This window comes from Micromonospora sp. SL1-18 (assembly GCF_047921505.1).
In the GTDB taxonomy this organism is placed as follows: domain Bacteria; phylum Actinomycetota; class Actinomycetes; order Mycobacteriales; family Micromonosporaceae; genus Micromonospora.
In genome coordinates, this window is the sequence record NZ_JBLROA010000010.1 from 71,413 (window position 1) to 84,864 (window position 13,452).

General features: G+C 73.2%; 9 protein-coding genes. 4 read left to right on the forward strand and 5 right to left on the reverse strand.

The features are described 5' to 3' along the window. Positions 1 to 77 precede the first annotated feature (77 nt). Positions 78 to 1,352: a PQQ-binding-like beta-propeller repeat protein gene (locus ACNAW0_RS06765; RefSeq protein ID WP_416286856.1), complete on the reverse strand. Its 1,275-nt coding sequence runs from the start codon at positions 1,350 to 1,352 to the stop codon at positions 78 to 80. A 129-nt stretch (positions 1,353 to 1,481) separates the two neighbouring features. On the opposite strand from ACNAW0_RS06765, the gene ACNAW0_RS06770 reads away from it, so the two are divergent. After that, positions 1,482 to 3,320, forward strand: coding sequence for a hypothetical protein (locus ACNAW0_RS06770; protein WP_416286914.1), 1,839 nt, complete (start codon positions 1,482 to 1,484; stop codon positions 3,318 to 3,320). A 17-nt stretch (positions 3,321 to 3,337) separates the two neighbouring features. On the opposite strand, the gene ACNAW0_RS06775 is transcribed toward ACNAW0_RS06770, so the two are convergent. After that, positions 3,338 to 5,128, reverse strand: coding sequence for a hypothetical protein (locus ACNAW0_RS06775; protein ID WP_416286915.1), 1,791 nt, complete (start codon positions 5,126 to 5,128; stop codon positions 3,338 to 3,340). 200 nt (positions 5,129 to 5,328) lie between these two features. On the opposite strand from ACNAW0_RS06775, the gene ACNAW0_RS06780 reads away from it, so the two are divergent. Beyond that, the gene (locus tag ACNAW0_RS06780) at positions 5,329 to 6,519 is read left to right on the forward strand and encodes a hypothetical protein (protein WP_416286916.1); all 1,191 of its coding nucleotides are present in this window, start codon (positions 5,329 to 5,331) and stop codon (positions 6,517 to 6,519) included. 57 nt (positions 6,520 to 6,576) lie between these two features. On the opposite strand, the gene dxs is transcribed toward ACNAW0_RS06780, so the two are convergent. The 3 genes from dxs to ACNAW0_RS06795 all read right to left on the reverse strand — a co-directional run bounded on the left by dxs (position 6,577) and on the right by ACNAW0_RS06795 (position 11,877). Beyond that, positions 6,577 to 8,520 carry a 1-deoxy-D-xylulose-5-phosphate synthase gene (gene dxs, locus ACNAW0_RS06785; protein ID WP_416286857.1) on the reverse strand — a complete coding sequence of 648 codons (1,944 nt, stop codon included), beginning with the start codon at positions 8,518 to 8,520 and terminating at the stop codon, positions 6,577 to 6,579. Positions 8,521 to 8,590: 70 nt separating this feature from the next. Further along, on the reverse strand, positions 8,591 to 9,829 hold the full coding sequence (locus ACNAW0_RS06790; protein WP_416286858.1) for a class I SAM-dependent RNA methyltransferase: 1,239 nt from the start codon (positions 9,827 to 9,829) through the stop codon (positions 8,591 to 8,593). Continuing rightward, complete coding sequence (locus tag ACNAW0_RS06795) at positions 9,826 to 11,877, reverse strand: APC family permease (protein WP_416286859.1); 2,052 nt, start codon at positions 11,875 to 11,877, stop codon at positions 9,826 to 9,828. Before ACNAW0_RS06795 ends, ACNAW0_RS06790 begins: the two co-directional genes overlap by 4 nt. Positions 11,878 to 12,034: 157 nt before the next feature. On the opposite strand from ACNAW0_RS06795, the gene ACNAW0_RS06800 reads away from it, so the two are divergent. Both ACNAW0_RS06800 and ACNAW0_RS06805 read left to right on the forward strand, forming a co-directional pair. Then, positions 12,035 to 12,700, forward strand: coding sequence for a potassium channel family protein (locus ACNAW0_RS06800; RefSeq protein WP_416286917.1), 666 nt, complete (start codon positions 12,035 to 12,037; stop codon positions 12,698 to 12,700). Positions 12,701 to 12,703: 3 nt separating this feature from the next. Further along, positions 12,704 to 13,387 (forward strand): potassium channel family protein, encoded by a 684-nt coding sequence (locus tag ACNAW0_RS06805; protein WP_416286860.1) that lies wholly within the window; start codon positions 12,704 to 12,706, stop codon positions 13,385 to 13,387. Positions 13,388 to 13,452 lie beyond the last annotated feature (65 nt).

Consider the following 13,452-nt stretch of genomic DNA (forward strand, 5'->3'; position numbering starts at 1 on the left):
CGGGGGCCGGCGCGGCTCCGGTGGCGGCGGCTCGGGCTCGTCGCCGTGCGGCAGTTCCCCCAGCTCGATCACGCGGTTCACCGGTTCCACCGCAGCACGAAACTGCCGTCAGTCCGGTGGCAGACGAGCAGCGCCCCACCGGCCCGGCAGTCCCCGACGACGCCCGGCAGGACGTCACGGACCCAGGCGTGTCCGGCCGCCAGGTCCAGCTCGGCGATGATCAACCGGCCATCCACGTCCGGCCGTACGCCGAGCATCGGGCCGTCCCGGCCGGCGCGCGGGACCACCTGCCACGTGCCGAGCTCGGCGGCGACCCGGCCGGTGGTCTCCTCCACCACCGCCAGCCTGGATTCGGTGGCCGTCGGCTGGGCGACCAGGAGCCGCCCGTCCGCCGCCGCCAGCGCCTGCCCCGACCGGGAATCGGCCCACCGGGTCGTGCCCGTGGCCGGGTCGAGCACCCACACCCCGCTGGCCTGCCGGTACGCGCAAAGCGACCGACCGCAGGACTCGGCGAAGTCGACCAGGGGCAGCGAGACGGTCCAGCGTGGTTCCAGCCGGTCCAGGTCGTAGCCGGTCACCGTGTCGTCGGCGGTTCCGATCACCAGCAGCAGGCCGGCGGCCACCACCGTGCGCCCTGGCGAGGGCGGCTCACCGAAACGCAGGTCGCGGGCGGTCACCCGGACACCGGAGGCGGCGTCGAGAACCTCCGTCCTGCCGGAGTCGTGCACCAGCACCACCCGCTCGACCCCGGCCGGCCCCAGGCTGAGGTGCAGCATGGCCGAGGTCGTCGGCACGGACCACAGTGTCTCTCCGGTGCGGACGTCCAGCCGGCGGGTCTCTTCGGCGCCGTCGCCGTCGCGGGTGTGCAGGAGCACGACATCGCCCGTCGGGAAGGCCACCCCGGGCTGGTGCCAGGCGAGCCGTCCGGTCGCGACGTCGAGGGCCATCGTCTCCCACCCGGCGTCGTTGTCGGTCCGGCCGGCCAGCAGCAGCCTCCCGTCCACCGCCCAGGCCAGCTCGCCGACGCCGTCGCCGGGCAGTGGGGTCCGCCACACTGTCCGCGCCCGATCCGCCGTCACCCGGTACGCGATCAGCCGACGGCCGACGCCGCGCTCCGGGTCGGGGGGTTCCACCACGTACACCCGGTCGTCGATGACGAACGCCACAGCGGTCGGACCGCCCGGCAGGGTGGCGGCGACCCGGCGGGGCGCGGGCGCCGCGCCGGCCAGGGTGACCAACGCCGCCAGCAGCACCGCGACGAACCGGTACGGACGGCCGACGGCCCGCGGTGGCCGGGCCGGCGGATCCGACGCGGCGTCGTCGCGGATCTCACCCAGGTCGATGACCGTCACGGCAACCCCTCTCCCCGCCGCTGCCGTATGCCGGCTCATGAGTCCATAGTGGGGAGACCGGCCGCCGGGGCGACGCCGGGCCGGCCGGTACGATGGCCCGTCGTGGCTGTGCCGGTGTTGAACCCCTCGCTGAACTCCTCGTCCGTCGCGGTCGAGCCCGTCGTGGCGGAGGTGCCGCGCCGGCCCCGGCGCCGGCCGACCCGCGCCGACGTGCTGGCCATCGGAGCCTATGTGTTGCTCGGCGTTCTCGTCTGCCTGAACTACTGGGGGGACGTGCAGCACCGGGTCTCGTCGCACCTGCCGACCGACCACAGTTGGTTCGAGTGGCTCTTCGCGCACGGCGCCCACTCGGTGCGGCACCTGGAGAACCCGCTGTTCACCGTCAGGCAGAACACCCCGGACGGGGTCAACATGATGGCGAACACCTCGCTGCTCGGGGTCACCCTGCCGCTGGCGCCGCTCACCCTGCTACTCGGCCCGCAGGTGGTGTACGCGCTCTACCTGGGCGCGGCCCTGTCCGCGACCGCGGCCACCTCGTACTGGATGCTCTCCCGGCACCTGGTGCGCTCCCGCGCGGCCGCGTTCGTCGGCGGCGCGTTCCTCGGCTTCGCCCCCGGCGTCGTGCACCACGCCAACGGGCAACCGAACTTCGCCTCCAACTTCCTGCTACCGCTGATCGTGGCGCGGGTGCTGCGGCTCGGCGAGCCGGGGCGCTGGCGGCGCAACGGGATCGCGCTGGGCCTGCTGGTGGCGTACCAGATCTTCATCAACGAGGAGATGCTGCTGCTCACCGCGCTGGCCTGCCTGGTCGTCGTGGTCGCGTACGCGGTGCAACGGCCGCGCGCGGCCCGCGAGCGGGCCGGCACGTTCCTCGCCGCGATCGGCGTGGGCGGTGGGCTGGCCCTGCTGCTGGCCGCGTACCCGGTCTGGTTCCAGTTCAACGGGCCGCAGTCCTACCGGGGCCTGCAGGGCGGGGTCTTCCACAGCTGGGGCGAGGACCTGATGGCCTTCGTCACGTTCGCCCGGGACACGGTGGCCGGGGACGAGGCGGTCGAGAAGACCATCGGGCTGACCGAACAGAACTCCTGGTTCGGCTGGCCGTTGGTGCTGGTCGCGCTGGTCGCCCTGGTGCTGCTGTGGCGCCGGTCGCTGCCGGCCCGGATCGTCGCCGTGCTAGTGGTGGTCTTCGCCGTCGCCGCGATCGGCCCGAAGGTGCGCTTCGACGGGGTGGAGACCGGCGTCGACGGCCCCTGGGCGTACGTGCCGGACGACCTGCCGCTGGTCGAGATGATGATGCCGACCCGGCTGACCCTGGTGGTGGCGGGCGCGTTGGGGGTGCTGCTCGCGCTGGCCTGGAACGCCCTGGCCGGGGGCGGTCGCCCAGCCGTTCCGGCCCCACGCTCCGGGGAAACCCCCGACCCGGTTCCCGCCGCCGGCTCGCGGCGCCGCTGGCTACGCGGCCTCGGGTACGCGGCGATCCTGGCCGCCCTGCTGCCACTGTGCCCGCGCCCGCTGCCGGCCCAGCGGATCGACCCGCCGCCGCACTTCATCACCGCGGGCGGTTGGCGGCCGTACGTGCCGGCCGGCCGGACCCTGGTGCCGGTGCCGATCCCGAGCAACGTGCACGGGCTGGCGACGCTGCGCTGGAGCGCGCTGACCGGGCAGGAGTTCCCGATCCCCGGCGGCTACTTCATCGGCCCGAACAGTAACGGCGAGGGCGTCTTCGGCGCGCCGAACCGGCCGACCAGCACGCTTGTCTACGCCACCATGGACGCCAACCAGGTCCCGACGATCACCGCGGAGCATCGCCGCCAGGCCGTCGAGGACCTGCGCTTCTGGCGGGCGTCGGTGGTGGTGCTCGGCGCCGGCCCGCGCGAGCCGGTGCTGCGCGAGCTGATGACCGCCCTGCTCGGCCCGCCACAGCGCGTCGACGACGTCTACCTCTGGAACGTCCGCGACCGGGTGTAAGTCAGGAGGGGCCCCTGTCAACCATTCCGTCGGCTGGTCAGGGCGCGGACGTCCCAGAGCCACACGTCCAGTTCCTGGCGGGCGGGGCCGACCAACTGCTCGACGGTCCGGCGCAGCGGCTCGGCGTTCGGCTGGTCCAGCGGCAGCACCACGACGGCGGCCTGCCAGTGCCGCAGTTCGTCGAGGAAACGGCGGCGCTGCCGATCGTCCAGTTCCGGCATACGCCCGGTGGCCGCGACCTCCGCCAGCAGTTCGCCGATGCCACTGGGCCGCCCGCCGAACCGGCCCGGGTCGCCGGTGACCCCGTTGCGCGGGGCCAGGAAATAGCCGCCGGGCATCCGGAAGGCCAGGTCGGTGCTGGCCGCCCAGCGCATCGGGTTGGTGTTGCCCATGCTGGGCAGGGGCACCGACACCAGGGTCTGGTCCGGGCCGACGTACTGCCGCCACCGGTCGGCGGTGATGAACTTCGGCACCGCCGGGCGGCTGGTGACCTGCAACGGCATCGGCGCGATCGGCAGCAGCGCGAACATCAGGCCGGCGGCGGTGAGGGTACGCACGGTCCGCCGCTCGGCGGTACGCAGCGACCAGGCCCGCTCGACCGCAAACGCCAGCAGCACTCCGACGACCACCGTGGTGATCAGCCCGAACCGGGTCGGCACCACCGCGTCGAGCAGCGGCAGCCGGACCAGCAGCTCCCACGGGCCGGTGACCAGCTCCCGGTCCCACCAGGTCACCCGCTCGCCGAGGGAGAGCACCGCGAAGAACAGCCCGGTCGCCGCGAGCGCCCGGACCAGCACCTCTCGGCGCAGCCAGACCACGATGCCGACGGCCAGCAGCGACAGGCTCCAGCCGAAGAAGGCATTCTCCTCCGAGTAGTTCGGGGCCAGGTTGACGTTGGCCCGCTCGTTGCCGCCCAGCGTGGTCGAGCCCTGGGCGAAGAACGCGGAGATGTCGTTGCCGTAGTCGCGGACCGTGTCGCTGAGCCCGTGGTACGCCATCGGCCCGGCGAACTGGACCCAGAGGGGGTACGCCAGCAGCGCGCCGGCGAGCACCGCGCAGACCACCAGTCCGGTCCCCAGCGGGCGCCACGCCGTCGCCCACCGGTGGCGCTGCTGGACGACCATCGCGAGCAGGAACACCCCGCAGGCGAGCGCGGTGAAGAGCAGGATCTCCTCGTTGATGAACGCCTGCGCGGTGACCAGCAGGGCGAGCAGCACGCCGTCCCGGACCGGGCGGGTGGAGCGGGTCAGCACCAGCACCCGCCAGACGATGAACGGCAGCAGGAACTGGGAGATGATGTTGGGGTGCCAGTTGGCGTGCGACAGCATCGCCGGCGAGAACCCACAGAACCAACCGCCGACGGCCGCGGCCAGCCGGTGCCGCACCACGTGCCGGGCGAGCATCCGGTACCAGGCGGCGGCGGTGCCGGCCAGGCCGAGCGTCACCAGCGTGACGAAGGACACCGCCGGTCCGAACAGGACGGTGATCGGTACCATCGGGATGCCGAGGGCCGGGGTGGCGGTGTTCGCCATCAGATTCACCCCGTCCCGATAGTTGAACCGGTCGGTGTAGAACGGGTACTCGCCGTGCAGCACGACGCGTACCGAGTGGGCGAGGAAGTACTGCACCTGCGCCGGGTCGCTGCTGTAGAGGGTGGCCACCCGGCCGTCCGGGTCGACCCAGATCCCGCTGGTGACCCAGAGCGCGGCGAGCAGGAACACGCCGTACACGGCGAGGTCGAGGCGGCGTGGCGCCCACCGCCAGCGTGGGGTTGACCGGCCCGGTCCGGCATCTGGCGATGCCTCCACAACGAGGGGTTTCGGCGTGACAACGGCGACACGGGGCTCGACAAGAGTCACAGTTGGCGGACTCTACCGGAGCCGGAAGACAGCCGTGAAACCCACCGGGTTCCACTGTGGAGACTAGTGAGGGCCGGCGCGTAGGGGCTGGTCGGACACCTCGTACCATGTGGCTTCCAATCACGACCGACGCGATCGGGGGCGTACAGGTGGCGACAGTCCGCCGACCCGGCACGACGGCCACCGCGCTGCTGGCCCTGCTGCTGGCCACGTCCGGGTGTGGGCCCGTCGCCGGAGGGCAGCAGCAGGCCGCCCTGCGAGCCGGCTACGACAGCCTGGACGGGCCGCTGACCGTCTGGCCGGCGCGCGGCAGCCTGTCCGGCGAGGCCGCCGCGATCGCCGGGATCAGCTCGGCCGTGCGCCAGTGGCGCTCGCCGGTCGACGACCGGGCGCACCTGCCGTCGTCCGGCGTCCTCTACGCCGGTCAGGTGGCCGGGGCGCCGCTGGCCCTGGTCGCCGCCGACGTACCCGGCGAGAGCGCCTCCTGGCTGCTGCAACTCGACCGCGACGGGGACCGGTGGCGGGTGACCCAGGCCACCGAGTACACCGACCCCGGCTATCTGGTCTACTCCGACGTGCTGCCGGTCCACCTCTCGGAGGGCCGCCGCTACTACACCTCGGCGCGGGTGGAGCGGCTGCTCGGCCCGGACGGCAAGGCGCTGGCCAGCACCGACGGTCTCACCGAGCCGATCGCCGTACCGGACTGCCGGGCGGTGGAACTGACCGCGACGCTGCGCCCCACCCGGTCGCTGCCGCGCGGCCGCGCCGCGAACCGCCTCCTCGACCTGGGTACGGCCACCGCCGCCCCCCGCTATCCCCTGGTTCGCGACGAGACCGGCTCCGGCAAGCGGGCCCTGGCCGGGCTGGACACCTGCGTCCTCGCCGCCGCCACGGGCCCGTTCGGCAGCGTCCCCCGCCGCGGCGAGGGGGCAGCGCCGGGCTCGGTCCCGGCGTCCTGGCCGATGGCCAATATCGCCGTCCGGTCGCTGGGCGAGGTGGCGCTGGGCGGTAGGCCGGGCGACCTGGAACAGCTCAGCTGGGAGAGCACCTCCGGCACCATGACCGCCGTGCTATACCGCCCGGCCGACGGCGCCGCGCCGATCGTCTCCGTGGCCGACCGGTCCAGCGAGCTGCAGGCGTACCGCCTGCCGGTGCCGGGGCAGCCGGTGGCGGTGCTGAGCTGGCGCGCCAACCGGAACGCCTCGTTCGCCGCTCCGCCGGGGACCTCGCGGCTGGCGGAACGGCCGGGGCTGGTGGTGGTGCCAGAGCCAGACCGCAGCCAGACGTTCAGCCTGGCTGGTACGGAGAAGACCTGGTACCGGTCGGTCGGCGGACGCTGACCTTCGCGCCAGGAACGGGCGGCCCTGCGTGTGTGGGCCGCCCGTTCGGGACGTTCGTCAGTTCTTGGCGGCGGCCTTGTCGGCGGGCGCCTCCACGGGCTCGGCGTCCAGGCCGGAGATCCAGCCGGTGACGTCGCGGGCCACGTCCTGGGCGGTCAGGCCGAGGTCGGCCAGGATCTGCGCGCGGGTGCCGTGCGGGTGCCAGTCGGCCGGCACGCCCAGGTCCTTCAGCGGCACCCGGACGTCGGCGTCCCGCATGGCCTGGGCGAGCGCGTCGCCGACGCCGCCGACCCGGACGCCGTCCTCGACGGTGACCACGAGGCGGTGCCCGGCGGCCAGCTCGACCAGCTCGGCCGAAACCGGGCGGACCCAGCGCGGGTCGACCACGGTGACGCCGTAGCCCTGCTCGGCGACCCGGGCAGCCACCTCCATGCCGAGGGCGGCGAAGGAGCCGACCGCGACCAGCAGCACGTCGGTACGCGCCGACTCGGCCAGCACGTCGACCGTGCCGACCCGGCGGACGGCCGGGAGATCGCCGGCGACGGTGCCGGTCGGAAAGCGGAGGATGGTGGGACCGTCCTCCACGGCGACCGCCTCGCGCAGCTCCTCGCGAAGGCTGGCCGAGTCGCGAGGCGCGGCGATCCGCAGGCCCGGCACCACGCCGAAGACCGACATGTCCCAGATGCCGTAGTGGCTCGGCCCGTCCGGGCCGGTGATGCCGGCCCGGTCCAGCACGAAGGTGACCGGCAGCTTGTGCATCGCCACGTCCAGCAGCACCTGGTCGAACGCCCGGTTGAGGAAGGTGGCGTAGACGGCCACCACCGGGTGCAGCCCGCCCATGGCGAGGCCGGCCGCCGAGGTGGCGGCGTGCTGCTCGGCGATGCCCACGTCGTATACCCGCTTGGGGTACTTGCTGGCCAGGGCGGCGATGCCGGTGGGCTCGGCCATGGCGGCGGTGATGCCGACCACGTCGGGACGCCCGTCGGCGATCTTGACCAGCTCGTCGGCGAATACGTGGGTCCACTTCACCGACGGCGCGGCGACCAGCTGACCGGTCTCGACGTCGAAGGCACCCGGGCCGTGCAGGCAGTCCGCCTCGTCCTCCTCGGCCGGGCGGTAGCCGGAACCCTTACGGGTGACCGCGTGCACGATCACCGGGCCGCCGAAGTTCTTCGCGGCGCGCAGCGCGGACTCGACCGCGGTCACGTCGTGGCCGTCGACCGGGCCGACGTACTTGATGCCGAGGTCCTCGAACATGGCCTGCGGGGCCACCGCGTCCTTGATGCCCTTCTTGACCGCGTGCAGCACCTCGTACATCGGCTTGCCCACGAAGGGGGTGTTGCCGAGGGTGTCCTTGACGGTGTCGAGCATCTTCTCGTAGCCCGGGTTGAGCCGCAGCGAGGAGAGGTGGTCGGCGAGGCCGCCGATGGTCGGCGAGTAGGACCGGCCGTTGTCGTTGACCACGATGACCAGGGGGTTGCCGGCGGTGGCGATGTTGTTCAGCGCCTCCCAGCACATGCCGCCGGTCAACGCGCCGTCACCGACCACGGCGACCACGTTGCGCCGCTCGGCGCGCAGCGCGTACGCCTTGGCCAGCCCGTCGGCGTAGGACAGGGCGGTGGAGGCGTGCGAGTTCTCAATCAGGTCGTGCTCGCTCTCCGCCTGGTTGGGGTAGCCGGAGAGGCCACCGCGCTGGCGGAGCCGGTCAAAGCCCTCCTGCCGGCCAGTGATGATCTTGTGTACGTAGGCCTGGTGGCCGGTGTCGAACAGGAGCCGGTCCCGCGGCGAGTCGAAGACCCGGTGCATCGCCAGGGTGAGCTCGACGACGCCCAGGTTGGGACCGATGTGCCCGCCGGTGCGGGAAACCTTGGCAATCAGGAAGTCACGGATCTCGGCGGCGAGGATGTCCAGTTGTTCGGCGGTCATCCGCTTCACGTCCTGCGGGCCACGGACGGTACCCAGCAGCCGACCGTGGTTGGCCGTGTCCTCTTCAACGCTCATGACCGAAGAGTCTATCGGCCGCCCACCGGCCCGCAGCCCGACCGTGGATCCCCGCACCCGACGACGCCGGTCACGGTTCAATCGGCAGCAGGAGGCCGACCAGCTCGACGTGCTGGGTCATCGGGAACAGGTCGAAGCCGCGCAGCGCGGCCAGCCGCCAGCCCAGCCCGGTGAAGGCGCGCACGTCCCGGGCGAAGGCGGCCGGGTCGCACGCCACGTACGTCACCGCGCGCGGGCCGGCGGCGGCGATGTCGCGTACCACCGGCGCGCCGGCGCCGGCGCGGGGCGGGTCGAGCACCACCAGGTCGACCGGCCCGGTGACCCGGCGGCGCCGCAGCGCGGTCTCCACCCGCGCCGCCACCACCTCCACCGCGGGCAGGTCGGCCAGGTTCTCCCGGGCCGCAGCCGCGCCCTGCTCGGCGGACTCGACCACGGTGATCCGGGCGTCGCCGACCCGGCCGGCCAGGGCGGCGGCGAAGAGGCCGGCGCCGCCGTACAGGTCCCAGGCCGTCTCGCCGGGCCGCGGGTCGAGCAGGTCGAGGACCGCGCCGACCAGGGTGTCCGCCGCGGCCGGGTGAACCTGCCAGAAGCCGGACGCGGGGAGCCGCCACTCCCGGCCGGCGGCCACCTCGCAGACCACGGCCGGGCCGCTGACCGGCGTGGAGGCGCCGGCGGCGAGGGCGGTGACGCTGACGTCCCCACCGGTCGAGGCGACCGTCTCCACCGCCTCGGCGTCCGGCCAGCGGGCCCCGCTGGGCGCCAGCACCGGCAGCTCCTGGATGGCCGGGTGGGCGATCAGGCAGCGGGCGATCGGCACCACCTCGTGCGAGCGGTGCTTGAGCAGTCCGGCCCGGCCCGCGCCGTCCACCGCGTAGCGGACCCGGGACCGCCAGCCCAGCGGCCCGCCGGGCAGCGCCGTCACCCGGAGGTCGAGCGCGTCGACCTGCCCGTCGGTGAGGCCGCCGAGCCGGGTGAGCTGCTCGCGCACCACGGCGGTCTTCCAGTCGAGCTGGGCCGCGGGGGCGACGTGCTGGAGATCGCAGCCGCCGCAGCGGCCCGGCTTCGCGTACGGGCAGGGCGGCTCGACCCGGTCCGGGGAGGCGGCGAGAACGTCCACCGCGTCGGCGCGGGCGAAGCCCCGGTGCAGCTCGGTCACCTCGGCCACCACCCGTTCCCCGGGCAGCGCGTGCCGGACGAAGACCACCTGGCCGTCCACCCGGGCCACGCAGTGCCCGCCCGGCGCGACCGCGTCCACGGTCAACTCGACCCGCTCGGCCTCCTCCAGCCCGCGGCGGGTGGCCGCCGTCACGGTCGCTCCCCGGCGGTCGGGCCGTTCCCAGCCGGCGGGGCGGTGGGCGGCAGGGTGCTGCGCGGGGCCACCCGCGGCCCGCGCTTCGGGCCGCGGCTGAGCGTGGCGTCCAACCGGTCCAGGTTCTTGTTGGCGGTCGAGGCGAGCTGCCAGGGCACGCTGGTCACCATCACGCCCGGTTCGAAGAGCAGCCGGGTCTTCAGCCGCAGCGCGCTCTGGTTGTGCAGCAGGTTCTCCCACCAGCGGCCCACCACGTACTCGGGGATGAAGACGGTGACCACGTCGCGGGGCGACTCACGGCGGACCGAGGCGACGAAGTTCAGGATCGGCCGGGTGATCTCCCGGTACGGAGAGTCGATCACGGTCAGCGGAACGGGCAACTCGCGCCGTTCCCAGTCCGCCTGCAGGTCCCGGGTGTCCTTCTCGTCGACGTTCACGGTCACCGCGGTCAGCGTGTCCGGCCGGGTGGCCCGGGCGTACGCGATGGCCCGCAGCGTCGGCTGGTGCAGCTTGCTGACCAGCACGATGGCGTGGTTGCGGGCGGGCAGCACGGCCCGGGCCTCGGTCGGTTCCAGCTCGGCGGCGACTCGGTCGTAGTGCCGGCGGATGGCCAGCATCAGCATGTAGATCACCGCCATCGCGGCGATCGCGATCCAGGCGCCGAGCAGGAACTTGGTGAGCAGCACGATGACCAGGACCGTGCCGGTCAGCACCATGCCGAAGGCGTTGATCGCCCGGGAGCGCACCATCCGGCGGCGCACCTCCGGGTCCCGCTCGTTGCGCAGGTGCCGGTTCCAGTGCCGGATCATGCCCGCCTGGGAGAGCGTGAACGAGACGAACACGCCGACGATGTAGAGCTGGATCAGCCGGGTCACCTCGGCCTGGAAGCCGATGATCAGCACCGCCGCGAAGACGGCGAGGAAGACGATGCCGTTGGAGAAGGCCAGCCGGTCGCCCCGGGTGTGCAGTTGCCGGGGCAGGTAGCGGTCCTGGGCCAGGATCGAACCGAGCACCGGGAAGCCGTTGAAGGCGGTGTTGGCGGCCAGGAAGAGGATCAGCGCGGTCATCCCGGCGACGATGTAGAGCAGCACCGACCCGTGGCCGAAGACCGCCTCGCCGAGCTGGGTGGTGACGGTCTTCTGCACGTACCCGGAGGGGCCGGAGACGATCTGGCTCGGGCTCTCGACGAACTGCAGGCCGGTCAGCCGGGCCAGCCAGACGATGCCGAACAGCATGCTCACCGCGATCAGGCCGAGCAGCAGCAGGGTGGTGGCCGCGTTGCGGCTCTTCGGCGCCCTGAACGCCGGCACCCCGTTGGAGATCGCCTCCACACCGGTGAGCGCGGCGCTGCCCGAGGAGAAGGTCCGCAGCAGCAGGAAGACCAGCGCGAACCCGGTCACGCTGTGCTCCGCCTGGATCTGCAGGCCGGCGCTGGGCGCGCGCAGCTCGTGGCCGAGGATGAAGACCCGGATCAGGCCGGTGAGCAGCATGGCGCCGATCACGATCACGAACCCGTAGGTCGGGATGGCGAACGCCGTGCCGGACTCGCGCAGACCGCGCAGGTTCATCGCGGTGAGCAGGGTCACCGCGACGACCGCGATCAGCACCTTGTGGGCGGCCACGAACGGGAGCACGGAGCCGAGGTTGGCCACCCCGGAGGAGATCGAGACCGCGACGGTGAGCACGTAGTCGACCAGCAGCGCGCTGGCCACCGCCAGCCCGGCGGGCGGGCCCAGGTTGACCGTCGCCACCTCGTAGTCGCCGCCGCCCGAGGGGTACGCGTGCACGTTCTGCCGGTAGCTCGCCACCACGGTGAGCATCACCACCACGACCGCGAGCGCGATCCACGGCGAGAAGACGTACGCCGACGCGCCCGCGATGGAGAGCGTCAGGAGGATCTCGTCCGGCGCGTACGCGACGCTGGACAGCGCGTCGGAGGCGAAGACCGGCAGCGCGATCCGCTTCGGTAGGAGGGTGTGCTGAAGACGGTCGGACCGGAACGGTCGACCGACGAGGAGTCGCTTCACCAGCGAGGTGGGTCTGGCCACAACCGCCAAGAGTACGACCACCGGACGTGGGCGGCACGGGTGCCTGATCACCGGTACGCAGACCCGCGCGGTACGGTCGATCGTCATCTGCGGCGCGGACGTGGCAGGCTCGCAGTCGACGGGCTCACCGGGGCGCACCGTGGGAGGAGTGGACGCCGTGCATGTCGTGATCATGGGCTGTGGCCGGGTCGGGTCGACCCTCGCCCACAGCCTGGAGTCCCGGGGCCACTCGGTGGCGGTGATCGACCAGGACGCCGACGCGTTCCGCCGCCTCGGGCCGGACTTCGGTGGCATCACCGTCACCGGCGCGGGTTTCGACGGCGAGGTGCTGCGTGAGGCCGGCATCGAGCGGGCGGACGCCTTCGCGGCGGTCTCCAGCGGCGACAACTCCAACATCATCTCGGCCCGGCTGGCGCGGGAGACGTTCGGCGTCTCCCGGGTGGCCGCCCGCATCTACGACCCGCGCCGGGCGCAGGTCTACGAGCGCCTGGGCATCCCCACCGTGGCCACCGTCCGGTGGACGGCCGACCGGATGCTGCGGCACCTGGTGCCCGAGGGCACCGTCGAGATCTTCCGGGACGTGACCAGCACCGTGTCGATCATCGAGGTGCCGGTGCACAAGGACTGGATCGGCCAGCCGCTGCGGCAGCTGGAGGAGTACGCGGGCTCCCGGGTGGCCTACCTGACCCGGTTCGGGATCGGCACCCTGCCCACCGCCTCCACGGTGGTGCAGGAGGGCGACCAGGTCTTCATGGTGGTGACCGACGACATCATCGGGTCGGTCACCTCGCTGGCGGCAGCGCCGCCGGAAGGGGGGCAGTGAGCCATGCGCGTCGCCATCGCCGGCGCCGGCAACGTGGGCCGGTCCATCGCCCAGGAGCTGATCGAGAACGGGCACCAGGTGATGCTGATCGAGCGGCAGCCGAAGATGCTCCGCCCCGACCGGGTGCCGGCGGCCGAGTGGGTGCTCGCCGACGCGTGCGAGCTGGCCAGCCTGGAGGAGGCCAACGTCGCCGGCTGCGACGTGGTGGTGGCCGCCACCGGCGACGACAAGGTCAACCTGGTGGTGTCGCTGCTGGCCAAGACCGAGTTCGCGGTGCCCCGCGTGGTGGCCCGGGTCAACCGGGCGGAGAACGAGTGGCTGTTCACCGAGCAGTGGGGCGTCGACGTCTCGGTGAGCAAGCCGCGGGTGATGGCCGCCCTCGTCGAGGAGGCGGTCACGGTCGGTGACCTGGTCCGGCTGATGACCTTCCGGCAGGGCGAGGCGAACCTCGTCGAGATCACCCTGCCGCCCAGCGCGCCGTACGTGGGCCAGCCGATACACGCGGTGCCGATCCCCCGGGACGCGGCGCTGGTGGCGATCCTGCGCGGCAAGCGGGTGCTGGTGCCCAGCCCGGACGACCCGATCGAGGCCGGCGACGAGCTGATCTTCGTGTGCACCGACGTCGTGGAGGACGAGGTCCGCGCGGTGATCCTCGGGCCGGCCAGCGGCGAGCACGAGCGCGGCTGAGCCGGGCGGCCCGCCCGCCGGCCCCGGTGCGGCCGGGGCTCAGGCTCCTGCGTGCGGCCGGGGCT